Source organism: Henriciella marina (assembly GCF_027213945.1).
GTDB classification, from domain to species: domain Bacteria; phylum Pseudomonadota; class Alphaproteobacteria; order Caulobacterales; family Hyphomonadaceae; genus Henriciella; species Henriciella marina_A.
Map to the genome: position 1 here is coordinate 94499 of NZ_JAPWGW010000001.1, position 22998 is coordinate 117496.

Genomic DNA, 22998 nt, shown 5'->3' on the forward strand with positions numbered 1-22998 from the left:
GATCTACGACCTAACACTAGGCCAGCGCTGGCCGCTTGCAAAAGAAAATCAGGTCAGCCCCAAAAGAAATCGCGGAAGGCCTTGCGACCGACAGTTAGCGCGTTTTCCCGATCGGCGGATCATTCACTCCGGCCACATCCAGAATGGGAGAGGCTTCGATTTTCTCGGCGTCGAGAAGCGAAACCACCCGCAATAATGCCGCTGTGATGCTGGCTTGCTCCCACTCCGCGAGTTGGCCGAAACGGTTGCGGAAAGTGTCCTGCAGCAGGTCAGGCGCGCCGTCGAGCGCCGCGAGGCCTTTCTCGGTCAACCGAACCCATACGCGGCGGCGGTCAGTCTCCCCACGCCGGCGCACGACAAGTTCCTGCTCCTGGAGTTTGTCGATCAGGATGGAAATCGTCGCCTGCTTGAGGTCGACCGCGCGAGCTAAATCACCCGTCAGCGTTTCGCCTTGCGTACGAAGGACCTGCAGCACAAGGAGCTGCGACGCTGTCAGCCCGGTCTTTGTAGCGACAGCTTTCACATTGCTTGCAGTCGCCTTGAGGACACGCCTCAATGCAACAAGAGCTGTCTCGGCCTGATCCTGCATGTCTTCGCTCCAAGTTCCGGCATGCGCCGCAGACAGACGCACCGACTCAAATCCTTCAGAAAGTTGCGCCATCCTAGCAAAGATCCTTTGTTAGCAAAATTATTATCGTATCAAACGTTCCAGTGGGATGATTTACCTAAGAAACGGCATGAAAACCTGCTTATTGCCCTAATTCCGAACTATCGAATGCACGGGTTGACCCCGAGCGCATCGAAACTATATAGATAATCAAACAAAATAACTTTGGCAAGCGCGGCTGGGTGGAACCCATTTGCGCTTGAGCCATTAAAGAAGATGAAGCGGGCCCGGACGATGGACAAAGACGTAGTGACGATCGAAGCACCAAGGAGCGAGGATGGCGCAGCCGTTCACGACCTCATCGCTGCGTGTCCGCCTCTGGATACCAATTCGCTCTATATGAACCTGATCCAGACAACGCACTTTGCCAATACGTGCGCGCTCGCGCGTGAGGAAGGTGAGGTCATCGGCTGGGTCAGCGGCCATATTCCGCCTGAGGAGCCAGACGTATTTTTCCTCTGGCAGGTTGCGATTGGTGAAAAGGCACGTGGGAAGCGCATTCCCAAACGGCTTGTTGCCGACATCTTCTCGCGCCCGTCGTGTAAGGATGTGCGCTTTTTGAAGACCACAATTACGCCCGACAACGAAGCATCCTGGGGACTCTTCAAAAGTATCGCGCGCTGGCTGGACGCCCCGCTGCAGGAAAGCCCCTTCTTCGACGAAGACAAACATTTCAAGGGCCGTCACGACAGCGAGATCCTCGTGACAATCGGGCCTTTCAGTCGGCCGGCCACAGGCTGAGCCGACATTCTCGCGCTTAGACGCTCAAAACCAGACCAAGACAGGAGCAGGACGCATGCCGTTCACAGACATTCAGGAAGACATTTTCGAAAGACGCGAATCGATCGTGCGCAGCTATTGCCGCAATTTCGATACGCTTTTCGTAAGCGCCAAGGGCTCGGAGATGACCGACGCCAATGGCAAGACCTATATCGACTTTCTCGCCGGGTGCTCGACCCTCAATTACGGGCACAACGACCCGGACATGAAAAAGGCACTCATCGAGCACATCGAGCGTGATGGCATTGCCCATGGCCTCGACATGTACACCGACGCAAAGGCCGAATGGCTGAAGGCGTTTGAGGACAATATCCTCGAGCCGCGCGGCATGGGCGACTATAAGATCATGATGACTGGCCCGACTGGCACAAACGCCGTCGAAGCCGCCGTCAAACTCGCGCGCAAGGTTACCGGGCGTAGCAACGTGATCGCTTTCACCAACGGCTTCCACGGCATGACGCTTGGCGCCCTTGCGCTGACCGGTAATGCCGGCAAGCGGGCCGGTGCTGGCGCAGGCTGCAATGGCATCTGCGGTACCACGCACCTGCCTTACGCGAATGCTTTCGGCGAAGATGTCGACACGCTCGATCAGATTGAAATGATGATCGACAACAGCTCATCTGGCGTCGATGCACCCGCCGCGTTCATCTTCGAGCCCATTCAGGGAGAAGGCGGCCTCAACGCTGCGTCCGCCAAGTGGATGAAAGGTATCGCCGATCTCGCCAAGAAAACCGGCGCGCTTCTTATTGTCGACGACATCCAGTCTGGCTGCGGCCGCTCTGGCGACTATTTCGGTTTTGAGGCCGCTGGCATCAAACCCGACATCATCACCCAGGCGAAATCGCTTTCGGGTATGGGTCTTCCGTTTGCCTGCGTCCTCCTCAAAAAGGAGCACGACATCTGGAAGCCAGCCGAACACAACGGCACTTTCCGTGGCAATAACCACGCCTTCATCACGGCGAAGGTCACGCTGGACAAGTTCTGGAAAGACGATGCCTTCATGAAGGACGTCCGCAAGAAAGCCGAAATTCTTGAAGCGGGTCTCCAGAAAATCGCTGATCTCATTCCAGGTGCACGACTGAAAGGTCGCGGCATGATGAAAGGCGTCGACGTCACTTCTGGTGATATTGCTTCCGACATGTGTAGCCGCGCATTCAAAAAGGGGCTCATCATCGAAACGTCCGGTGCTGACGACGAGGTCGTGAAGGTTCTTGCAGCCCTGACCATCTCTGAGGAGATGCTCCAGAAAGGTCTCGATATCCTGTTCGAGGCAGCGGAAGAAACCGTCGCCAGCCACAAGATCGCATCGGAGTAAAATACAATGATCATACGCGATATGAATGAGATGAAAGGCACTGACCGTGCCGTGTCCGACGCCCAGTGGACGTCCTACCGGATGCTTCTGGCCGACGACAAGATGGGCTTCAGCTTCCACATTACGGTGCTGGAAGCAGGCTCGGAACACACCTTTCACTACAAGAACCACTTCGAGAGCGTGTATTGCATGAAGGGCAAAGGCTCGATCACGGACCTTGCCACGGGCGAAACCCATGAGATCAAGCCGGGCGTGATGTACGGTCTGAACCTTCACGACAAACACACCTTGCGCGCAGAAGAAGAACTTCACATGGCATGCTGCTTCAACCCGCCGGTCACCGGTAAGGAAGTGCACCTGCCGGACGGTTCTTACGCAGCCGCAGAAGACCTCGAAGACGCAGGCTAGACGCCTGACCTGATGACCATCGAGCAGCCCGATGCATTTTCGGGCTGCTCGTTACTCAACCAGACCAGACCAGAAATTCCGCGGCAAAATCCCATGACCCATACTGTTGAAAAAATTGGTGGTACGTCCATCGCGAACACACCCGTCATTCTCGACAATGTCCTGATAAACGGGCGCGAAGGCGACGACCTGTATAATCGTATTTTCGTCGTGTCGGCCTATGCTGGCATGACCAATCTCCTTCTCGAACACAAGAAAAGCGGCAAGCCAGGCGTCTATGCGCTCTTCGCGAAAGCTGAGAACAAGTGGCAGTGGAGCGAAGCGCTCACCGAACTGTCAGAAGCCATGCGCGAGAAGAACCACGAAGTCTTTGGCGATCACCCAGATCGCAAGGTTGCAGACAACTTCGTGCTCGAGCGCGTCGAAGGCGTACGCAACTGCCTGATCGACCTCCACCGCCTCTGTTCTTATGGCCAGTTCCGGCTCGACGAACACCTGATGACGGTGCGCGAAATGCTGGCTGCGCTCGGCGAAGCGCACTCGGCTCACAATACGAGTCTGCTGCTGCGCCAGCGTGACATCAATTCGGTCTTTGTCGACTTCACCGGCTGGCGCGACGACGAGAAAATGTCGCTTGACGATCGGATCCGCACGTCCCTTCAAGGCATCGACTTTTCAAAGGAATTGCCGATCTGCACGGGCTATGCCAGTTGCGTTGAGGGCATGGTGAAGCTCTACGACCGTGGCTACACCGAGGTGACCTTCTCTCGCATCGGCGCCCTCACTAACGCCGCCGAAGCGATCATCCATAAGGAATTTCACCTTTCCAGCGCTGACCCGAAACTGGTCGGCAATGACAAGGTGATGAAGATTGGCAAAACGAATTACGATGTTGCCGACCAGCTCTCCAATATGGGTATGGAAGCTGTTCACCCGAAAGCTGCAAAAGGTCTTCGTCAGGCTGGCGTGCCGCTACGCGTCAAGAACACGTTTGACCCGACCGATGCAGGTACGATCATCACCGATGATTTTCACCCTGAAGAGGCCCGCGCCGAGATCGTGACTGGGATCAAGAACCTCTACGCCTTTGAACTGTTCGAGCAGGACATGGTTGGCGTGAAAGGTTACGATGCGGAGGCGCTGAAAGCCCTGACCCGGCACAAGGTCTGGATCGTGTCCAAAAGCTCCAACGCCAACACGATCACCCACTATGTCGACTGCACACGTGAATCTCTCAATCGCGCAGCGGCTGATCTTGAGGCCCTGTATGAGAATGCCGAGGTCACGACGCGCGAGCTCGCGATCGTATCGGTGATCGGCGCAAACCTTGACGTGCCAGGCATGACCGCAAAGGCCACGTCCGCGCTTTACGACGCCAACATCAATATGCTCGGCCTACAGAAACTGACCCGCAGCACGGACCTCCAGCTCTTCGTAGCTAAAGAGGACTATGACGAGGCGGTGCGCGTGCTTCACAAGGCGCTCGTCGAGGACGAGACTGCGCACCGGGATGGCGATCCAGCGGAAATCCGCACCGCCGCCTGATGACGGATCCGGCGACGTCTGAAACGACATACGCAGGATGGCGAAACGCGTTCGGTCAATACCGAAACGTTCTCGCCATCGTGCTCTCCCTCACCCTGCTACAGGGTGCAGCGGCTGCCCTATCCGTGATGATTGCTCTGGGCTTGCAGGCCTCCGGCACATCGAATGCTGCCCTTGGTCTGGTTGCAGCGTTCTATGCTGGTGGCTTTCTGACAGGCGCGATCCTGTCGCCCATTCAGATCTCGCGGATAGGGCACATCCGCTCTTTTGCATTCTTTGCGGCGATCGCCATTATCGCCTCCCTCAGCCTGACCCTAGGTCCCAGCGTGATCTTCTGGGCTCTGGTGCAAGCGGTTATCGGGGCCTGCACCTCGGCGCTCTTCACCGCAGGCGAAAGCTGGATCGCAGACGCATCACCGCCTGAGAAACGCGGCGCTATTCTTGGTTTCTATCATGTTGTTGCAAAGCTGGGCGCCATTGGCGGCCCGTTTGCTGTCATGGCTGGCGCCAATGGCATCATGGGCTTTCTCATGGTGGCCGCCCTCTTCGCGGTCACCATCATGCCGATCACCGCAACCCGTCAGATCCAACCCGAAATCCACGCCGCATCGCCTTTCGGTCCGCGCAAGATCCTGAAGTATGCTCCGGCTGCTGCGTTCGCCGCCTTCTGCGCAGGCGCGGTGAACAATTCGGTCGCCCAACTCTATCCAATCTTTGCCCAGGCAATTTCACCCGACAGCGCAGCGGCCTTTTCTGCCCGCTTCAACGGGGCTTTGCTTGCAGGCGCCATGCTGGGGCTCTGGCCTGCTGGTTTTATTTCTGACCGTATTGACCGCCGCCTGGTAATCGCTGCGGCGGGCATTATCGGTGCGGTGTCAGCGGTGGCACTCACCCTGTTCAGCCCCCTTGCAACAGAAGCTGTCATCCTTCTGCTCGCCTTTCTCTTCGGCATGGGCGCGCTGTCCTATTACGCTGTGGCTGTGGCTCATGCAGCGGACCGCGCACGGCCCGAACAGGCAACTTCCATGATGGCGGGCATTCTGATCATCTGGGGCATCGGCTCTGTCATCGGACCGCTGATTGCAGGCGTTTCAATGAGCGCGATTGGCCCGGGCGGCCTTTTTGCTTTCGCCGCCCTCGCCCTTGCAATCATGGCCGCGCTTATGTTCACACGGATGGTGAACACACCAGAAGTTACCTCCGAAGAGAAGGAACCCTTCAACGCGACGCAGGCAACCAGCCTTGCGATTTCTGAAATAGACCCACGTGGCGAAGCGACGAATGAGCAGTTCGACCTGTTTCTCGCCTGGATGGCATCACAAGAGACAGACACAGAATGATACTAGCGAGCTTCATCGTTATCCTGATCATCTTCCTTGGCGTGGGGCTTGCCTCTGCCCGGCAGGCGACCGGAGAACGAAAAGACTATTACATTGCCGGCCAGACGGTCTCACCCTGGCTGGCTGGCCTCTCGGCCGTCGCAACGAATAATTCCGGTTATCTCTTCATCGGTGTCATCGGCTATGGATACGCCACGGGGCTTTCCGCTATCTGGCTGATGTTCGGCTGGATTGTGGGCGACTTTATCGGGTCTACTTTCATCCACCGAAAGCTTCGAACCGCCACTGGCGTCACGAACGAAGCCTCCTTCGCTTCTGTTCTCTCTCGGTGGCATGGCGACGATTTCGCGATCTGGCGCAGGATGGCCGCCGTCATCATGGTGGTGCTGCTTATCGTCTACGGCGCCGCGCAGATCACAGCGGGTGCCAAAGCACTCGAGGGCGTCTTTGACGGCTTCGACTGGCGCATCGGGGCAATTGGCTCCGCCGTCATCATCCTTGCCTATTCCATTGCAGGCGGTATCCGCGCGTCGATCTGGACGGATGCCATCCAGTCAATCTGTATGCTCGGCGCGCTTTTCACGCTTTTCTTCGTTGGTGTCAGCTGGGCAGGCGGTTTTGGCAGCATGATTGAGCAGCTGCGCACGATGGACGGTGGCAACTATCTCAACCTGATGCCAGAGTCGGATGAGCTTCTCCTCACAGGCGCGCTTGGCGTCGGCCTGTTCGTTCTCGGCTGGCTCTTTGCCGGTTTCTCCGTCGTTGGGCAGCCGCACATCATGGTTCGCTTCATGGCTCTGGACGATGACCGCAACATGCAGCGGACACGCGTCTGGTATTACGGCTTTTTCGTCGTCTTCTACATCCTCGCCGCCGGTCTTTCCCTGCTCGCTCGCGTCTACATGCCGGATACCGCAGACATTGATGTCGAACTTGCCCTGCCGCGCATGGCCGAAGGCCTGCTGCCGGATGTTCTCGTTGGCCTGATACTGGCGGGCATCTTTGCAGCGACAATGTCGACCGCGGACTCAGTCGTGCTTTCCTGTTCGGCCGCGATCACCCACGACCTCGTCCCGGAACGCCTGGAACACCCATGGATGCTCAAGGCCGCGACGGGCACCGTGACAATTCTGGCGCTCGCGCTCGCCCTGATGGACAGCCAGAGCGTGTTCAGCCTCGTGATCATCGCATGGTCAGCGCTAGCAGCGGCCTTCGCACCGCTTCTTACTCTCTATGCACTGAACCGCCGTGTGAGTGAGACGACGGCTATCTTCCTGATGGTTCTGGGTATCGGGATCACGCTCGTCTGGCGCTTCGGCCTCGGTTGGCAGGGCGGCGTCTACGAAGGCTTCCCGGGTATTCTCATTCCCGTCATTATCGGCTGGATCATGTCACGTCCTGCCACGCGCGCCGAGTTGCAGCACAGCCCCGTGGAGGAAGCTGCTCCTTAGCGCCTTCGCATCGGCCAAACAAAAGCCCGCCTGGATCTCTCCGGGCGGGCTTTTCAATATCACAAATGCCAGCGCTCTAGCCGTACAGCGCCTTGGCATGGTGCATGATGTGGTCATCCATAAAGGTTGAGATGAAATAGTAGGAATGGCCATAGCCCGGCCGCAGTCTGATCGCGAGCGGCTGGCCCGCTTCGCGGCACGCCTGCTCAAACAGGCCCGGCTTCAACTGCTCTTCCAGGAACTGGTCGTCCTCGCCCTGGTCGATCAGGATCGTCGTATCAAGCTGCGTCTTGCGAACAAGCTCGCACGCGTCCCATTCCTTCCAGGCTTCCCTGTCGTCGCCGAGATAGGCTGAGAAGGCTTTCTCACCCCAAGGCACCTGCGACGGTGCGACAATCGGCGAGAAAGCCGACACGCTGCGGAAGTGACCCGGATTGCGGAGCGCCAGGACCAGCGCGCCATGTCCGCCCATTGAATGACCGAAAATGGATTGGCGGCGCATATCGGCGGCAAAGTTTGACCGGATCACGGAAGGAAGCTCCTCCATAATGTACTGGTCCATCTTGTAGTGCTTCGCCCAAGGGTCCTGCGTGGCCGTCAGGTAGAAGCCAGCGCCCTGCCCCAGATCATAGGCGTCGTCGTCAGCGACACCTTCACCGCGCGGGCTGGTATCCGGCGCAATAATCATCACGCCAAGCTCGGCCGCTTTGCGCTGCAGGCCGCCCTTCTCCATCACGTTCGACCAGTTGCAGGTCAGGCCCGAAAGATACCAGAGAACGGGGACCGGCTCCTCATCGGTCTGCGGCGGCTCGAATACGGCGAACCGCATTGTACAGCCGAGCGTCTCGCTTTCATGATCGTAAACGCTGAGATCACCGCCAAAACTCGTCCAGTCTGATACTGTTTCCAAAACCTGAAGGTCTCCTGTGGTTGCTTCTCTTCTTTATGTAACACAACTCGGCTGACTTCCCACCGGCGGCACCGATGCGAAGAGGGCGCATCGCGGCGGATGCGCCCTTTTCAGTTAGGGGTTGATCGGCGTTCTAACGACCTCTCAGATCGCCATTTACCCAGATCGTCGCGCCGGTGCGCGCGTCGATATAGTAATAGCGCCGTGCCCGGTCATCGTAATAGCGCTGGCCATGATAGCGGGCGTCGTAAGGGTCGTAGCGGTCGTGCCGGTCATTATAGCGGTCATTGCCGTAGCGGTCCTCGTATCGAGGGTCGCGATAGCCTCGGTCGGCGCGCGGCGGCCCGCGATAACCGTCATCATAACCCGCATTTCCATTATAGCCCGGCCCGCCAGAACCAGGCGCTGGCGGAGGGTTTGCCGCGCAGGCTGCCATGCTGAGGGCGCCCAGCGCGCCGGCAATCATCGTCAAGGTTTTCATCGTACGTTTCCTTCCTTTCTGGTAGGCGCGCCGACCGAAATGGCGGAAGGCGCGAATACGAAGGAAACGGAATGTGGATAATAGCGGTTCCCACCCGCCAACCTATTCGTTCTGAATGCGCTCTGCCTCTTCAGCCACGCACAGGTCCAGTTCACCGTCCGTGCACGGCGTGACACGGACCGCATAGGCAAACGCCTCATCGCGGGCCATCTGCGTGGCCTTGGACCGGATGACTTCAACGTTCTGCTCGATCTTGAAACCGATCTCATTACCGATGGAAATGATGACCTCGACCGCCTCTTCAACCGAGGCCGCCCAGACCTTCAGTGACATCACGGATGGGCCGACGCGGCCATCGGGGACAGCATGGTCCTCCATGGTCTCGCCCCCTGCCACGAGGCAGAAATGCTTGAACTCCGACATCAGATAGCCTTTTTGTCTGTCCCTCAGGCTCACGATAGGCACGGGAATTCATAAATCATATGACGAGCTACACATTATACGGCGCCGAAGTCAGCTACTTCACCGGCAAGGCACGCGCTTATCTGGACTGGCGCGGGGTCGATTATACGGAAAAACAGGCGACCCAGGCCGTCTATCGCGACGTCATCCTGCCCAATGTCGGCTGGCCAGTGATTCCAGTCGCGACCATGCCGGACGGAACTGTCATTCAAGACACGACTGACATTATCAGGGCCGTTGAGGCGCGCGAAAACGCTCAGCCGACCGCCTGGCCTGACTCGCCCCTTCAACGATTCGTGGCTGAACTTCTGCAACTTTACGGTGACGAATGGCTGATGTTGCCAGCCATGCATTACCGCTGGAACTACAATGAGGACTGGGCCTATTCAGAATTCGGCGCGCTTTCAGCACCTGATCGGACACCAGAGCAGCAATACGACATTGGCCGCAAGAATGGCGCAAGGTTCAAGGGTGCGCTTCCGATCCTCGGCGTCAACGCGCAGACAGTGCCCGGAATAGAGAAAAGCTACGAGGCGTTCCTCTCGGCGTTCTCAGCCCATCTGGAGAAGCACCCATACCTTCTGGGCAGCCGCCCGTCGCTGGCTGATTTCTCCTTCTATGGCCCGCTCTACGCACATCTTTACCGTGACCCGGCATCAGGTGAGATCATGCAGAAACTCGCCCCCAAGGTCGCGGACTGGGTGGAGCGCATGAAAGCCGGGGGCGGCCATGGCAGTGGTGAATTGCTCAGCGACGACGCAGTTCCTGAAACGCTGGAGCCAATCCTGCGCCGCCAGATGCACGAACAGCTTCCCGCCATTATAGCGACATCCGCGCTGTACAAGGACTGGGCCATGAACGCTGCATCGGGTGACCGTGTCCCACGTGCGCTTGGTGACATCACGATATACATCGAAGGATCCAGCGGACCTGCCAAGGCACGCAGCTTTCCTCTCTGGCGTCTTCAGGCTGCGCTCGATGTCTACGACGCGATGAAACCAGAAGACCGCGCCCGCGCCGACACCCTGCTTGCGCGCATCGGCGGCGAAGACCTCAAAACATTCCGGCTGCCTGCCCGCCTCAAACGGGAAAAGTGTCAGGTCGTGCTAGCCTGACAATTATCTCGCAGGGCCGGTTTGTTCGACAGGTATCAGAACTTCGTTCCTCCGCAGGGGCGAAGGCTTCCATGGCGCATCATAGCCGGCATACCGCGCCGGGCCGGTTATCTCGTAGCCGTGTTCCGCGATCCAGTCCTCAAGCTCGGCCTGTTTCTGGCGGTGAACTTCCATCTGACCAGCTCCTGAAAACCTGATCGTCGCCAGCAGTTCACCCGGAACCTCGCGAATGGTTACAGCCGGATTATTTGGAACAGGTAGCGTTTCCATTGTCCACTTGGACGGCATGGTGAAAGACACTGTCCAGTTTCCGTTATAGGACATCGAGCGTGTCACCGGCGCCGTCATGTCGATTTTTGATGAGCGTGTTCGCGTGACCGGCGCAGTCATTGCGATCTCGCTACGGGCTGTGTTGTTTCCAAAGATATAGTCAGCCAGCACACGAAAGCCCGAACCACTTGCTTCACGCATGGTCCCGGTCACCTCGGTTTCAGCGACGATGATCGGCTCATACTGACGAACTTCGATAGGGCCCTCACTTGCTACCGTTTCGAAGTCTGGTTCCTCGGTGGCACTGGCTGTCATGGCGAACCCGGCAAGGATGAAAGCAGCAAACAAGATGCGCATGGGAGAAACTCCTGTTTCATATCTCCCACATACGCTGCGGAGCCGCCGGCGGATCGCATCGCCAGCCATCATCTCAAAGAAAAAGCGCCGCCTCAACCAAGTCGAGACGGCGCCAGTCATTACTTGGACAGATCGCAATCCGTCAGCGGCATAGCGCGCATAGCTTGTTGCCATCCGGGTCACGCAGGTAAGCGAGGTAAAGCTTCTGGCCGCCGCCTTCGCGCCATCCTGGCGGGTCCTCGATTTCCTTGCCGCCAGCCGCGGCACCCGCCTTGTGCCAGGCATCGGCCTCATCGGTCGACTTCATGGCAAAGCCAATCGTCATCCCGTTACCTTGGGTCGCTGGCTCACCATCGATTGGCTTGGTGACCAAGAAGACGGCGCCATTGTGCAGGTAAACAAGACGCCCCTTTGGATCCATCACTCCGGGCTTGCCGCCAATCGCCTGAAAGGTCGCGTCATAGAACGTCTTGGCTTTGTCGAGATCATTCGATCCGACCATCATGTGACTATACATACTTTCCCTTTTCCTCCCTTTGGAAAACCCATTCGGCTTTGCTGCCAGCCCTTTAGTAGACCACCACACTCCGGATGCTCTCGCCCGAATGCATCAGGTCGAAGCCCTTATTGATGTCTTCAAGTTTCAGCACGTGGGTGATCATCGGGTCGATCTCGATCTTGCCCTTCATGTACCACTCGACGATCTTCGGCACATCGGTGCGGCCTCTCGCGCCGCCAAAGGCAGAGCCTTTCCAGACCCGGCCGGTGACCAGCTGGAATGGACGCGTCGCGATTTCCTTACCGGCTTCCGCAACGCCGATAATGATGCTTTCGCCCCAGCCCCGATGGCCGCATTCGAGCGCCTGGCGCATGACGTCTGTATTACCGGTGCAGTCGAAGGAAAAGTCGGCGCCGCCATCGGTCAACTCGACCAGATGAGCAACCACGTCCTTTACGTCCTTCGGATTGACGAAGTGGGTCATGCCGAAGCGGCGGCCCCATTCCTCTTTGGCGGGGTTGATATCGACACCGACAATCATGTCAGCGCCGACCATCTTCGCGCCTTGGATGACGTTGAGACCGATACCGCCGAGACCGAAAACAACGACGTTTGAGCCCGGCGTCACCTTGGCCGTATTGGTCACTGCGCCGACGCCCGTCGTTACACCGCAACCGATATAGCAAGTCTTGTCGAACGGGGCTTCCGGGTCGATTTTCGCGACCGCAATCTCAGGCAGGACCGTGAAGTTCGAGAAGGTCGAGCAGCCCATATAGTGGTGCAGCTTCTGGCCTTTGTAGGAGAAGCGACTGGTGCCATCCGGCATCACCCCTTTGCCCTGCGTCGCCCGGATTGCGGTGCAAAGATTGGTCTTGCCCGACAGGCAGCTTTTACACTGGCGGCATTCCGGCGTGTAGAGCGGGATCACATGGTCGCCAGGCTTCACGCTGGTGACGCCCTTGCCGACCTCGCGCACGACACCCGCGCCCTCATGGCCGAGAATGCTCGGAAAAAGGCCTTCACTATCAAGCCCATCCAGCGTGTAGGAGTCCGTGTGACAGATCCCCGTGGCCATGATCTCGACGAGGACTTCACCGTCTTTCGGCCCATCCAGATCGACTTCTACGATTTCGAGGGGTTTCTTGGCTTCGAAAGCGACAGCGGCGCGAGTTTTCATGGTGGAGCACTCCTTTGAACTGGGGCGCACAATGGCGAGACAGTTCAGCAGGCACAAGTCGCCCAAGTCAGATTTTCCCCTCGACTCTGCAGGCCGAAATATAGGCGGCTTGGAACAAGGTGAGCGCACCTGTCGTTTTACATCCACTAGTTCAGAAGGAGACTTTTATCATGAAGAAGCTCATGATTACTGCAGCAGCGTCCGCCCTTATGTTCGGGGCAGCCGCATGTTCGAATGAAACTGAAATGAATGAGGCGGCATATGACACAGACACCGCCGAAATGGCGCAAACCGACGAAACCGAGGGCGAGTATGCCGAGGTCGACGCTGAAACGCCGGATTATGAGACGGTTTATCTGGTCGCTGGCAATCTCAGCGCTGGAGAGATCGTCGGGGCTAAGGTCATCGGCGCGAACGGCGAAGACATCGCGACCGTCGATGACCTCTTGATCGGTGACAACGGTCAGATCGAAACCGTTGTTTTCCGCAGCGGCGACTTCGTTGACCTGGCCGGTATGAAGGGCTCCTTGCCCTACTCTGATCTGGACGTGACGATGGTTGAAGACGGCGAACCCGCCTTCACGATCTCCATGACCGAGGAAAACATCCAGAACGTCGCCGAGTTCGACCAGGAAGGCCTGAACGACTACCGTCTGGTCTCCGAGATGATCGGCACGACCGCTGATTTCACCAATTCAGATGACTCGGCCCGCATCAATGATGTGATCATGTCTGAAGACGGTGAAGCGCTTTACGCCATCATCGGCGACCCGATCCTCGGCGAAGATCGCCAGATCGGCTTTGACATGATCATGGTCGAGCAGAATGCAGACAATAACGACACCATCATGATCAATGCGTCGTCAGAAGATCTCGAGATGATGCCGGTCTTCCGCTATGAGCAGGACGAGATGAGCATGGACACCGAGCGTGAGAGCTCGACCGAATGGGACAACTCTTCGGATGACGATACGTATGGTGCGATGAACGATAATGGCTAGTCGCTACTGGTCCGAAATAGAAAAGCCCTGCCAGCGGTGGCAGGGCTTTTTTGTATCGATACGAAAGTCCTGAGCCTTAACGACGGCCTGCTCTGACTTCGCGCGTCATCTGCTCAATCTTGCGGATCAGCGCGTCAGCAGACCCATTGGTCCGGTCCAGTAGCGACAGGAATTGTGCCTGCTGCTCAATGGCTAACCAGATGAGGTTGCCGTTAACATTCAGCGCAACATCCACGACCTGATACTCACCATTACGCTTGAGAACGCGCCAGCGCACATTCATTTCCTGGCCATCGGCGCGCGGAATACGTGTATCGACGATCGAGTCGCTGGGCGTGCGGTCGATAGAACGGTCAACGAAGACCTGCTCACCGCGATAGGCATCGAGCTCGTTCTCATAAACGGCGAGCGCATAGTTCCGGAACGCGCTCTGGAAGCGCGAAAGCTCCTGCGGCGTGAAACGGTTTGCATAGCGCCCGATCACAAAACGGCTGACGGCGTTAAAGTCAGCAAATTCTTCCATATATCCGCTGAAGAGTTCGGTACGTTCCTCGCGACTCAATGATGGATCATTGAGCGCTTCGAGCACCTCATTGGCATTCTCCTCAACGAAGGATTCCGTTTTTGCATCGGCAAATACGGGGCTGGTGGCTGCCGCCATAACCAGCGCAGCCACTGCATGTCTGGCAAACTTCATCTGTTTAGTCCTGTTCGTCCTCGACACCCGTCCCCTGGGCGCCAGCATCATCGTATACATCGAAATCAGGCAAATCTTTGTACGGATCTGCCTCAGTCTGCCCATTTCTGACCGCAGCCTGGCGTTGGGCCATGTAATTCCGGCGCAGTGCCACGTAAGGCTCAGGTTGCGAGCGCAGCGTCTCGATGACCTCGATCAGTCTCGATCGGGTATCAATCACTCCGACAACCGTACGGGTCACCGCGATGTCATCGTCGAGATCGGCATCTTCGAATTCGGTCCAGGTCAGCGGGTCGAAGACCCGGTCTGTCGCGATGCCAACCGTGTCGCGAACGCTACTTGGACCAAGCAGTGGCAGGACTATGAACGGGCCGGGCTCTGCCCCCCAGACACCGAGCGTCTGACCGAAGTCTTCATCATGCTCCTCAATGCCCAGCGTGCTGGCGACATCGAAGATACCGGCAACACCGATGGTCGAGTTGATCAGGAAGCGGCTCAGCGTCTCGCCGGATGCGTTTGCGTTCCCCTGCAGCACCGAATTGGTGAACACGATGGGCTGGCGCATGTTTGTCAGCACATTGTGCACGCTGTCGCGGGCTGGCTCTGGCACAGCCGCGCGATACCCGCGCGCGACCGGCTCGATGGCGGCTTTGTCGACCGCTTCGTTAAAGGCGTAGATATTGCGGTTCACGCCCTCGAAAGGATCGTTCACACCAGAGGAGGCATCGCCCCCTGATTGGGTCGACGCGCAAGCGGTCACAGTCAAAAGCGCGAGGGAGGCGAGGGCTGCAGTCTTCATTGATATTTTCCGTCTTCTGGTCGCAGCATATGAGTTGAATACGCGTCTCTTTCAATGTCGGCCCAGAGGAAGTTGGGCAAGGAGCCTTGGAAGCGTTGCAACAAGAGCACGACGCACCGCGTATTGTCAGGCATATAAAGACATGTTTATATGCTGATATGAAACAGACAGCGCCCTCCATTGTAGACGCCTTGCGCGCGGCAGGCGAGCCGACGCGCCTGCGCATCCTGGCGCTTCTCCAGCACGGCGAGCTTTCGGTTGGTGAACTCGTCACCGTCCTCGGTCAGAGCCAGCCGCGCCTGTCCCACCACCTGAAAGCGCTGACATCTGCAGGGCTGACAGAGCGCCTGCCAGAAGGCGCATGGGTCTTCTACCGCCTGCCGGGCACAGACTGGGCCCGCGCGCTGCTCGACCGCCTGTTCGAACTTATCGATGAAGCCAGCGGCGACTTTCCGAATGATCGCGCCCGGCTGGAGGCCGTCCGCCGCACCCGTCAGGCTTCGGCCGAGACCTATTTCAGCTCCATCGCAACCGACTGGGACCGCATCCGTGCCATGCACTATCCCGAGGAACTGATTGAAGCTGCGATCCTGAAAACGGTCGGCCCGGGCCCATTCCAGCGCATTATCGACCTTGGCACAGGCACAGGGCGCATGCTCGCACTTCTCAGCGGCCGCGCCCGCGAGGCTGAAGGGCTGGACCTTTCGCACCAGATGTTGACCCTCGCCCGCTCGCAGCTATCCGAAGCCGGCATCACGCAGGCCCGCGTCCGCCAGGGAGATGTCACCGCCACCCCGTTCGATACGGCCAGCGCCGACATCGTCATCGTCCATCAGGTACTTCATTATCTTGAAGAGCCTGAAAAGGTTGTGCGCGAAGCTGGCCGCATCCTGAAACCGGGCGGCAAGCTGATCATCGTGGACTTCGCCTCGCACAATCACGAATTCATGCGCGAGGCATTCGGCCATCGCCGTCTCGGTATTCGCGAGGACGCGATGAGTTTCTGGACTAGCCAGTCGGGCCTCAAACTCGACGATGTGACGCGGTTCGAGCCGCCAAAAGATCTCGACCAGGGGATTGCAGTCCTCATCTGGTCGGCACGTAAATCTGAAGAGAAAAAGGACGTCGCAGCATGAGCCATCTGTCTGTTGCCACCCGCCAGGCCGAGGAGAGGCCGCGCGTCTCCTTCGAATTCTTCCCGCCGAAGAATGAAACCATGGATGAGCGCCTCTGGGAGTGCGTGCGCCGGCTGGAGCCGATGCAGCCCGACTTCGTTTCTGTGACCTATGGCGCAGGCGGCTCTACGCGTGAGCGCACGCACGATACGGTTGCGCGGATCGCCAGCCAAACCTCCCTCATCCCCGCCGCTCACCTCACCTGCGTCAGCGCGACCAAGGAAGACGTGCTGCAGACGGCTGAAGACTATTGGGAAGCGGGCGTTCGTCATATTGTCGCCCTGCGCGGTGACTCCCCGGACGGCATGGGCGCTGAATGGAAACAGGCGCCCGGCGGCTTCAAGAATGTGATCGAGCTGATCGAGAGCCTTCGCGCGCATCGCCCGGACCTCGGCAAAGTGTTCGAAGTTTCGGTTGCCTGCTATCCTGAGCCCCATCCGGACACGCGCGGCTGGGAGTTTGACCTCGCCCACCTGAAGGCCAAGCAGGATGCCGGCGCCGACCGGGCGATCACGCAATTCTTCTTCGAGCCGGACGTCTATTTCGAGTTCCTGGACCGCGCCCGCAATGCTGGCATCACCATGCCCATCGTGCCGGGCATCATGCTTCAGCCAAACTTCAACGGCCTGAAGCGTATTGCAGGTCTTTGCGGGGCGAGCGTGCCCGACTGGCTGCACAAGCTCTACGAAGGTCTCGATGATGACGCCGATACGCGCGACCTCATCACCGCGAACATTGCTGCGGAGCTTTGCCACAAGCTCGCCGATGGCGGCGTGACGCAATTCCACTTCTACACGCTGAACAGGGCAAACCTTGCACTTTCCACCTGCCACCTGCTCGGCCTGAAACCTGCAACGGCGGAGGCAGCCTGATGAGAAGCGAAGCACTGATCGCAGATCTCGAAAAGAAGGCGCAGAGCGCCATCCTCATCCTTGATGGGGCGATGGGCACGATGCTCCAGAAATACACTTTTTCTGAGGAGCAGTTCCGCGGTGAGCGTTTCGCCGACTGGAAAAGCCCGGTTCAGGGGAATAATGACCTCTTGAACCTCACCCAGCCAGAGGCCGTGCGCACCATCCATACGAAGTTTATTGAAGCGGGCGCCGACCTCATTGAAACTAATACGTTCAGCGCAACCACAATTGCGCAGGGCGACTATCACATGCAGGACATCGCGGCCGAAATCGCCGCCGCCGGTGCACGCCTTGCCCGTGAAGCTGCCGATGCGGCTGGCAAGCCGGTGGGTGTGCTCGGCGCCATCGGGCCGACGAACAAGACGCTTTCTCTCTCACCAGACGTGAACAATCCGGGCTACCGTGAAGTCACATTCGACGATGTCCGCGAGGCCTATCTTGAGCAGGCCCGCGCCATGGCGCCCTATATCGACTTCTTCCTGATCGAGACGGTGTTCGACACGCTGAACGCCAAGGCGGCGATCAAGGCTGTGATGGATTACCGCGCAGAGAGCGGCGACAACACGCCTGTTATAATTTCAGGCACGATCACCGATGCGTCCGGCCGCACCCTATCTGGCCAGACTGCTGAAGCTTTCTGGCACTCGGTCCGCCACGCGCAACCCTGGGCCATCGGCCTCAATTGTGCGCTGGGCGCCAAGATGATGCGCCCGCACATCGCGGCCATTTCCAAGGTCGCGGACACAAAAGTCATCGCCTATCCGAATGCCGGCCTGCCGAATGAGTTCGGCGAGTATGACGAATTACCAGAACAGACCGCCTCACAGCTTGAGGAATGGGCGAAATCCGGCCTCGTAAACGTGCTCGGCGGCTGTTGCGGCACAACTCCCCCGCATATCGCGGCTATTTCCCGGGCAGTTGAGGGTAAAGCGCCCCGAATTGTCCCGGAGCCACCTCGCGCCATGCGTCTCTCCGGGCTAGAACCCTTCCAGCTCGCAAGCTGACGGGGAGAGCCATGGGCAAGACGTACGAAAAACTCGATGACAACCTGATCGCCTTCATCAAGGCGCAGAAGATGTTCTTCGTCGCGACGGCCCCGCTGTCGCAGGATGGGCACGTAAACGTCTCACCTAAAGGCTATGACAGCTTCATCGTTATCGATGAAAAGACCGTCGCCTATGCTGATCTTGGCGGGTCAGGCATCGAGACTCTCGCCCACGTGAATGAGAATGCCCGGATCACGATCATGTTCTGCGCATTCGAAGGCCCGGCCAATATCGTCCGCATCTATGGCAAGGGCCGGACGTTACAGTTCAACCATCCGGATTTCGAGAAAGAGATTGGCCGCTTCCCACCGGGCCATGAACGTGCGCGCAACATCATCTATGTCGATATTACCAGCGTTTCGGACAGCTGTGGCTGGGGCGTCCCCTTCTATGAGTTCAAGGGACAGCGCGACCAGCTTCAGCGCTATGTCGACAACAAGCCGGTCGAGGAATGGCGTGAGAGCCGCCTGACCAAGAACGCCTCCAGCATTGATGGTCTGCCGGGCATGATGCGCAATGCGGAGAAAGCTGAATGATCGCACCACCTGTATCTGCCGGCGACCACTTCGTTTTCTACGGCCTGCTCAAGCAGGGCATGCCGGGCGGCCCGAAGGGCGTGGACCTGGAGCGACACGGTGAATTCCTCGGCCCGTGTCGCTTCAAGGGCGCGATGTTCGACATGGGGTCTTATCCCGGCGTATTACGCAAGGAAGGCATCTGCCACGGCATGCTTTACCGGCTCGATCATCCGCGCATCGCCCGCAAACTCGACGCGTTCGAAGGTGTGCGCACGGATGCGCCCATGAAAGCCCTTTACCGACGCGAGAAGGTCTCCATCCTCGACGATTTTGGCCGGCCCTGTGCGAAAGCCTGGGCCTATGTTTACAACCGTCCGGTCGCAGGCCGGCCCATGGTAAGATCAGGTTTCTGGTCAGCTGGCCGCAAAAGCGCAGCAAGAACCGCCTGACGGTTTTCTCAACAACACGACGACGAAAAGAGGGTCCGTAAAAGGATCGATCATGACAAATTCATCCGCCTCCCAAACCTTCATCAATATCGGTGAGCGCACGAACGTCACCGGCTCGGCGAAATTCCGGAACCTTATCAAGGCGGGCGACTATGATGCCGCCGTCGATGTCGCACGCCAACAGGTCGAGAATGGCGCCCAGATCATCGACGTGAACATGGATGAAGGCATGCTCGACGGCGTCGAGGCGATGACGACCTTCCTCAACCTCATCGCTGCCGAACCCGACATTGCGCGCGTCCCGGTCATGATCGACAGCTCCAAATGGGAGGTAATCGAGGCCGGCCTCAAATGCGTGCAGGGCAAGGCCATCGTGAACTCCATCTCGCTCAAGGCAGGCGAGGAACAGTTCTTCGAGCAGGCCCGCAAGGTCATGGCCTATGGCGCCGCCACCGTGGTGATGGCGTTCGATGAAGACGGCCAGGCCGACACCGCCGAACGCAAGATCGAGATCTGCACCCGCGCCTACAAGCTGCTGACCGAAGAAATCGGCTTCCCGCCGGAAGACATCATTTTTGACCCGAATATCTTCGCCGTCGCCACCGGCATCGAAGAGCACAATAATTACGCCGTCGACTTCATCGAGGCGTGCAAGGCGATCCGCGCAAACCTGCCGCACTGCCATATCTCCGGCGGTCTTTCGAACGTCTCCTTCTCCTTCCGGGGCAATGAAATCGTGCGCCGGGCCATGCACTCGGTATTTCTCTACCACGCGATCCCGGCCGGCCTCGACATGGCGATCGTCAATGCCGGCCAGCTCGACATCTATGACAATATCGACCCGGAGCTGCGCGAGGCCGTCGAGGACGTGATCCTCAACCGCCGCGACGACGGAACCGAACGCCTTCTCGACCTTGCCGAGCAGTATCGCGGCCAGAAAGGCGAGGTGAAGAAAAAGGATATGAGCTGGCGCGAGCAGCCGGTGGAAAAACGTCTCGAACACGCGCTTGTCCGGGGCATCACCGAGTTTGTGGTCGAGGACACAGAAGAAGCCCGCCAGAAGGCCGAGCGCCCGCTCCACGTCATTGAAGGCCCCCTGATGGACGGTATGAATGTCGTTGGCGACCTCTTTGGCGCGGGCAAGATGTTCCTGCCGCAAGTCGTGAAGTCAGCTCGCGTCATGAAAGCCGCTGTGGCACATCTGACGCCCTATATCGAGGAAGAGCAGAAGCGGCTTGGCCTCGACAAGGTGTCCAATGGCAAAGTCGTTCTCGCCACTGTGAAAGGCGACGTACACGATATCGGCAAGAATATTGTCGGCGTGGTTCTTGGCTGTAACGGTTATGACATTGTCGATCTTGGCGTCATGGTTCCGGCAGAGAAGATCCTTGAGACCGCTATCGAGGAAAAAGCCGACATGATCGGGCTTTCCGGCCTGATCACGCCGTCGTTGGACGAAATGGTCTTTGTCGCTGCAGAAATGGAACGCCAGGGCATCCATCTGCCGCTCCTGATTGGCGGTGCAACGACGTCGCCAGCCCACACCGCCGTCAAGATCGACCCGGTCTTTCCGTCAGCCCCGGTCATCCATGTCAGCGATGCCAGCCGCGCAGTTGGTGTTGTCAGCGCGATGATGAACGAGGCAGACCGCGAAACGCTCTGGGGTACAACGAGATCGCGCTATGACCGCATCCGCGAGAGCCGCGCAGGCGGGCCACCAACGCCGCGCTTGCCGATTGGCGAAGCCCGCGAACTCGCATTTAACGCCACCGAAGCCTCAGCCCCGGCCCCCACCTTTACCGGGGTGCGGACGTTCGACGACGTCGATCTCTCGGAGCTTGCCGCCTATATCGACTGGACCCCTTATTTCATGAGCTGGGATCTGGCGGGTAACTTCCCGCAGATCCTTGAGGATGAGAAAGTCGGCGAGGCCGCCTCCGACCTCTGGCGGGACACGCAGGTCATGCTCCAACGCCTGCTTGGCGAGGGCTGGTTCAAACCGAAAGCGACGATTGGTTTCTGGGAAGCAAAACGCGTCGGCGACGATATCGAGCTTGCTTCGGGTGAAAAGCTTCACACCCTCCGCCAGCAAATGAAGAAGACCAATGAACGGCCGAACCTCGCCCTGTCGGACTTCCTGTCGCCCGAGGGTGACCATATCGGCGCGTTTTGCGTCACTTCGGGCAATGAAGCCGACGAGATGGCGAAAGAGTTCAAGGCCAATGGCGACGACTATTCTGCGATCATGGTCCAGGCGCTGGCTGACCGTTTTGCCGAAGCCATGGCCGAATACATGCATGAGAAGGTCAGGAAAGAACTCTGGGGCTATGATCCAGACGAGGCTTATGACTGCAACGACCTCATCAAGGAAAAGTATTGCGGCATCCGGCCTGCCCCCGGCTATCCTGCCCAGCCTGACCACACCGAAAAAGAGCTTATCTTCAAGCTTCTCGAAGCCGAAGAGCGGATCGGCGTCTCGCTGACGACCAGCTTCGCGATGAGCCCGGCGCCGTCGGTCTCGGGTCTCTACTTTGCCCATCCCGAAAGCGCCTATTTCGCCGTCGGCCGCATCGAGAAAGACCAGGTCGAGGACTATGCGCGCCGCAAGGGCTGGGACACGCGGACCGCCGAACGCTGGCTCGCCCCGATCCTGAATTATGATCCTTACGCCACAAACACCGATGAGGAAGCTGCGTGAGCGCCAGCTTCATTTCCCAGGTGACGCTGGTCGTACCAGATTATGACGAGGCGATTGCCTTTTATGTCGACGGTCTCGGTTTTGAGCTTCTGGAAGACACGCCCAGAGGCGAGGGCAAGAGATGGGTTCGCGTTGCGCCGCCGGGCGCTCAAACGGCGCTACTTCTCGCGAAGGCTGATGGGCCTGAGCAGGTCCGGGCGATTGGCCAGCAAACCGGAGGGCGGGTCGGCTTCTTCCTCGAAGTCAGCAGTTTCGACGAAGCCCACAAGGCCATGTCAGACAAGGGCGTCGAATTCCTCGAAGCGCCGCGCCATGAACCCTATGGATCGGTTGCGGTTTTTTGCGACCCGTTTGGCAATTGCTGGGACCTGATCCAGTCGCGTCGTAGCTAAACGGCACTCCCCTTTGGCGCAAACCAGCACGTGCGGCCGCTGCACGGTTCGCTCAGCGGTTTGACCTTCGGATTTTGACGAGACAGCCCGCCCTATGGCGGCGCAGCCAGATGGTGCAGTGACGGTGTATTGGCGGTGCACGCAGGGTGCAGCGACGGTGTTTCGCGAAACTGCGGCTGGAAGAGCGCGGCAAGTTCGCCAAGATCGAGCGGAAGGAGCCGCGTCCACGGCGTGCGGTCGAAATCCTCGCCGAGCAGGCAGCGCGCGCGGCGCTCTGCCTCGCTGTCGGCCATATGCGTGACATAGATGATGCCGGTGCGCCCGACCGTATAGAGCACGGTCTCGCGCCCTTCCAGTGCGGCCTCATACAGCGTTATCCAGAGCCGCAAGATGTAAAGCCACAGCACCGGCCAGAAGACGGGCGGCACATGGGCATGCATGAGGCGTATCTGCTCGTGGCTGATCATGCCGCAAGCTTAAGGGTGGATCAGAAAAGGGCGGATGAATTTATTTCACCCATCATTTCCAAGAG

General features: G+C 58.5%; 25 protein-coding genes. 15 read left to right on the plus strand and 10 right to left on the minus strand.

Features of this window, described 5'->3' with window-relative positions; translation table 11 throughout:
• Window positions 1-94: 94 nt before the first annotated feature.
• The gene (locus O4G74_RS00450) at window positions 95-661 is read right to left on the minus strand and encodes a MarR family winged helix-turn-helix transcriptional regulator (protein WP_269400707.1); all 567 of its coding nucleotides are present in this window, start codon (window positions 659-661) and stop codon (window positions 95-97) included.
• 240 nt (window positions 662-901) lie between these two features.
• Between O4G74_RS00450 and ectA the strand changes: the two genes are divergently transcribed.
• The 6 genes from ectA to O4G74_RS00480 all read left to right on the plus strand — a co-directional run bounded on the left by ectA (window position 902) and on the right by O4G74_RS00480 (window position 7506).
• Window positions 902-1408, plus strand: coding sequence for a diaminobutyrate acetyltransferase (gene ectA, locus O4G74_RS00455; protein ID WP_269400708.1), 507 nt, complete (start codon window positions 902-904; stop codon window positions 1406-1408).
• 55 nt (window positions 1409-1463) lie between these two features.
• Window positions 1464-2762, plus strand: coding sequence for a diaminobutyrate--2-oxoglutarate transaminase (gene ectB, locus O4G74_RS00460; protein ID WP_269400709.1), 1299 nt, complete (start codon window positions 1464-1466; stop codon window positions 2760-2762).
• Window positions 2763-2768: 6 nt separating this feature from the next.
• Window positions 2769-3170, plus strand: coding sequence for an ectoine synthase (locus O4G74_RS00465; RefSeq protein WP_269400710.1), 402 nt, complete (start codon window positions 2769-2771; stop codon window positions 3168-3170).
• A 93-nt stretch (window positions 3171-3263) separates the two neighbouring features.
• Window positions 3264-4715, plus strand: a complete 1452-nt coding sequence (locus O4G74_RS00470; RefSeq protein WP_269400711.1) for an aspartate kinase — start codon at window positions 3264-3266, stop codon at window positions 4713-4715.
• Window positions 4715-6055, plus strand: a complete 1341-nt coding sequence (locus O4G74_RS00475; protein WP_269400712.1) for an MFS transporter — start codon at window positions 4715-4717, stop codon at window positions 6053-6055. Before O4G74_RS00470 ends, O4G74_RS00475 begins: the two co-directional genes overlap by 1 nt.
• Entirely contained in the window at window positions 6052-7506 is a 1455-nt protein-coding gene (locus tag O4G74_RS00480) for a sodium/proline symporter (RefSeq protein ID WP_269400713.1), read from the plus strand. Before O4G74_RS00475 ends, O4G74_RS00480 begins: the two co-directional genes overlap by 4 nt.
• Before the next feature lie 76 nt (window positions 7507-7582).
• On the opposite strand, the gene fghA is transcribed toward O4G74_RS00480, so the two are convergent.
• From fghA to O4G74_RS00495, 3 genes are all read right to left on the minus strand, one after another.
• Entirely contained in the window at window positions 7583-8416 is an 834-nt protein-coding gene (fghA, locus tag O4G74_RS00485; RefSeq protein ID WP_269400714.1) for an S-formylglutathione hydrolase, read from the minus strand.
• 133 nt (window positions 8417-8549) lie between these two features.
• Window positions 8550-8897, minus strand: coding sequence for a hypothetical protein (locus O4G74_RS00490; RefSeq protein ID WP_269400715.1), 348 nt, complete (start codon window positions 8895-8897; stop codon window positions 8550-8552).
• A gap of 102 nt (window positions 8898-8999) precedes the next feature.
• On the minus strand, window positions 9000-9320 hold the full coding sequence (locus O4G74_RS00495; protein WP_269400716.1) for a hypothetical protein: 321 nt from the start codon (window positions 9318-9320) through the stop codon (window positions 9000-9002).
• Window positions 9321-9379: 59 nt separating this feature from the next.
• On the opposite strand from O4G74_RS00495, the gene O4G74_RS00500 reads away from it, so the two are divergent.
• A complete protein-coding gene (locus O4G74_RS00500; RefSeq protein ID WP_269400717.1) occupies window positions 9380-10474 on the plus strand; it encodes a glutathione S-transferase family protein in 1095 nt (364 codons plus the stop codon).
• 3 nt (window positions 10475-10477) lie between these two features.
• Here the strand turns inward: O4G74_RS00500 and O4G74_RS00505 are convergent, their stop codons facing one another.
• The 3 genes from O4G74_RS00505 to O4G74_RS00515 all read right to left on the minus strand — a co-directional run bounded on the left by O4G74_RS00505 (window position 10478) and on the right by O4G74_RS00515 (window position 12777).
• The gene (locus O4G74_RS00505; RefSeq protein WP_269400718.1) at window positions 10478-11101 is read right to left on the minus strand and encodes an SOUL family heme-binding protein; all 624 of its coding nucleotides are present in this window, start codon (window positions 11099-11101) and stop codon (window positions 10478-10480) included.
• Window positions 11102-11243: 142 nt separating this feature from the next.
• Complete coding sequence (locus O4G74_RS00510) at window positions 11244-11618, minus strand: VOC family protein (RefSeq protein ID WP_269400719.1); 375 nt, start codon at window positions 11616-11618, stop codon at window positions 11244-11246.
• Window positions 11619-11670: 52 nt separating this feature from the next.
• Entirely contained in the window at window positions 11671-12777 is a 1107-nt protein-coding gene (locus tag O4G74_RS00515) for an S-(hydroxymethyl)glutathione dehydrogenase/class III alcohol dehydrogenase (RefSeq protein ID WP_269400720.1), read from the minus strand.
• A 170-nt stretch (window positions 12778-12947) separates the two neighbouring features.
• Here O4G74_RS00515 and O4G74_RS00520 point away from each other — a divergent pair, with 170 nt between their 5' ends.
• A complete protein-coding gene (locus tag O4G74_RS00520; protein ID WP_269400721.1) occupies window positions 12948-13778 on the plus strand; it encodes a PRC-barrel domain-containing protein in 831 nt (276 codons plus the stop codon).
• Window positions 13779-13854: 76 nt separating this feature from the next.
• On the opposite strand, the gene O4G74_RS00525 is transcribed toward O4G74_RS00520, so the two are convergent.
• Window positions 13855-14475, minus strand: a complete 621-nt coding sequence (locus O4G74_RS00525) for an MlaC/ttg2D family ABC transporter substrate-binding protein (protein WP_269400722.1) — start codon at window positions 14473-14475, stop codon at window positions 13855-13857.
• A 4-nt stretch (window positions 14476-14479) separates the two neighbouring features.
• Window positions 14480-15274, minus strand: a complete 795-nt coding sequence (locus O4G74_RS00530; RefSeq protein WP_269400723.1) for a VacJ family lipoprotein — start codon at window positions 15272-15274, stop codon at window positions 14480-14482.
• A 158-nt stretch (window positions 15275-15432) separates the two neighbouring features.
• Here O4G74_RS00530 and O4G74_RS00535 point away from each other — a divergent pair, with 158 nt between their 5' ends.
• Genes O4G74_RS00535 through O4G74_RS00565 form a run of 7 tightly spaced genes read left to right on the plus strand, consistent with a single transcriptional unit; the run spans window position 15433 to window position 22466 of the window.
• The gene (locus tag O4G74_RS00535) at window positions 15433-16410 is read left to right on the plus strand and encodes an ArsR/SmtB family transcription factor (RefSeq protein ID WP_269400724.1); all 978 of its coding nucleotides are present in this window, start codon (window positions 15433-15435) and stop codon (window positions 16408-16410) included.
• Entirely contained in the window at window positions 16407-17321 is a 915-nt protein-coding gene (gene metF / locus O4G74_RS00540; RefSeq protein ID WP_269400725.1) for a methylenetetrahydrofolate reductase [NAD(P)H], read from the plus strand. The genes O4G74_RS00535 and metF overlap by 4 nt, the downstream gene beginning before the upstream one ends.
• Complete coding sequence (locus O4G74_RS00545; protein ID WP_269400726.1) at window positions 17321-18367, plus strand: homocysteine S-methyltransferase family protein; 1047 nt, start codon at window positions 17321-17323, stop codon at window positions 18365-18367. The genes metF and O4G74_RS00545 overlap by 1 nt, the downstream gene beginning before the upstream one ends.
• 11 nt (window positions 18368-18378) lie before the next feature.
• Window positions 18379-18945, plus strand: coding sequence for a pyridoxamine 5'-phosphate oxidase family protein (locus O4G74_RS00550; protein WP_269400727.1), 567 nt, complete (start codon window positions 18379-18381; stop codon window positions 18943-18945).
• Entirely contained in the window at window positions 18942-19376 is a 435-nt protein-coding gene (locus O4G74_RS00555; protein WP_269400728.1) for a gamma-glutamylcyclotransferase family protein, read from the plus strand. Before O4G74_RS00550 ends, O4G74_RS00555 begins: the two co-directional genes overlap by 4 nt.
• 52 nt (window positions 19377-19428) lie before the next feature.
• Window positions 19429-22074 (plus strand): methionine synthase, encoded by a 2646-nt coding sequence (gene metH, locus O4G74_RS00560; protein ID WP_269400729.1) that lies wholly within the window; start codon window positions 19429-19431, stop codon window positions 22072-22074.
• On the plus strand, window positions 22071-22466 hold the full coding sequence (locus tag O4G74_RS00565; protein WP_269400730.1) for a VOC family protein: 396 nt from the start codon (window positions 22071-22073) through the stop codon (window positions 22464-22466). The genes metH and O4G74_RS00565 overlap by 4 nt, the downstream gene beginning before the upstream one ends.
• A 92-nt stretch (window positions 22467-22558) precedes the next feature.
• On the opposite strand, the gene O4G74_RS00570 is transcribed toward O4G74_RS00565, so the two are convergent.
• Window positions 22559-22933: a hypothetical protein gene (locus O4G74_RS00570; protein ID WP_269400731.1), complete on the minus strand. Its 375-nt coding sequence runs from the start codon at window positions 22931-22933 to the stop codon at window positions 22559-22561.
• Window positions 22934-22998: the final 65 nt, after the last annotated feature.

Coding starts and splice junctions, on each gene's coding strand:
- O4G74_RS00495 (WP_269400716.1), bottom strand. CDS start 9,320: ATGTCGGAGTTCAAGCATTTCTGCCTCGTGGCAGGGGGCGAGACCATG.
- O4G74_RS00520 (WP_269400721.1), top strand. CDS start 12,948: ATGAAGAAGCTCATGATTACTGCAGCAGCGTCCGCCCTTATGTTCGGG.
- O4G74_RS00505 (WP_269400718.1), bottom strand. CDS start 11,101: ATGCGCATCTTGTTTGCTGCTTTCATCCTTGCCGGGTTCGCCATGACA.
- O4G74_RS00465 (WP_269400710.1), top strand. CDS start 2,769: ATGATCATACGCGATATGAATGAGATGAAAGGCACTGACCGTGCCGTG.
- O4G74_RS00490 (WP_269400715.1), bottom strand. CDS start 8,897: ATGAAAACCTTGACGATGATTGCCGGCGCGCTGGGCGCCCTCAGCATG.
- O4G74_RS00555 (WP_269400728.1), top strand. CDS start 18,942: ATGATCGCACCACCTGTATCTGCCGGCGACCACTTCGTTTTCTACGGC.
- O4G74_RS00525 (WP_269400722.1), bottom strand. CDS start 14,475: ATGAAGTTTGCCAGACATGCAGTGGCTGCGCTGGTTATGGCGGCAGCC.
- ectA (WP_269400708.1), top strand. CDS start 902: ATGGACAAAGACGTAGTGACGATCGAAGCACCAAGGAGCGAGGATGGC.
- O4G74_RS00515 (WP_269400720.1), bottom strand. CDS start 12,777: ATGAAAACTCGCGCCGCTGTCGCTTTCGAAGCCAAGAAACCCCTCGAA.
- O4G74_RS00470 (WP_269400711.1), top strand. CDS start 3,264: ATGACCCATACTGTTGAAAAAATTGGTGGTACGTCCATCGCGAACACA.
- ectB (WP_269400709.1), top strand. CDS start 1,464: ATGCCGTTCACAGACATTCAGGAAGACATTTTCGAAAGACGCGAATCG.
- O4G74_RS00480 (WP_269400713.1), top strand. CDS start 6,052: ATGATACTAGCGAGCTTCATCGTTATCCTGATCATCTTCCTTGGCGTG.
- metH (WP_269400729.1), top strand. CDS start 19,429: ATGACAAATTCATCCGCCTCCCAAACCTTCATCAATATCGGTGAGCGC.
- O4G74_RS00475 (WP_269400712.1), top strand. CDS start 4,715: ATGACGGATCCGGCGACGTCTGAAACGACATACGCAGGATGGCGAAAC.
- O4G74_RS00550 (WP_269400727.1), top strand. CDS start 18,379: ATGGGCAAGACGTACGAAAAACTCGATGACAACCTGATCGCCTTCATC.
- O4G74_RS00545 (WP_269400726.1), top strand. CDS start 17,321: ATGAGAAGCGAAGCACTGATCGCAGATCTCGAAAAGAAGGCGCAGAGC.
- O4G74_RS00570 (WP_269400731.1), bottom strand. CDS start 22,933: ATGATCAGCCACGAGCAGATACGCCTCATGCATGCCCATGTGCCGCCC.
- O4G74_RS00500 (WP_269400717.1), top strand. CDS start 9,380: ATGACGAGCTACACATTATACGGCGCCGAAGTCAGCTACTTCACCGGC.
- O4G74_RS00530 (WP_269400723.1), bottom strand. CDS start 15,274: ATGAAGACTGCAGCCCTCGCCTCCCTCGCGCTTTTGACTGTGACCGCT.
- O4G74_RS00535 (WP_269400724.1), top strand. CDS start 15,433: ATGAAACAGACAGCGCCCTCCATTGTAGACGCCTTGCGCGCGGCAGGC.
- O4G74_RS00450 (WP_269400707.1), bottom strand. CDS start 661: ATGGCGCAACTTTCTGAAGGATTTGAGTCGGTGCGTCTGTCTGCGGCG.
- metF (WP_269400725.1), top strand. CDS start 16,407: ATGAGCCATCTGTCTGTTGCCACCCGCCAGGCCGAGGAGAGGCCGCGC.
- O4G74_RS00510 (WP_269400719.1), bottom strand. CDS start 11,618: ATGTATAGTCACATGATGGTCGGATCGAATGATCTCGACAAAGCCAAG.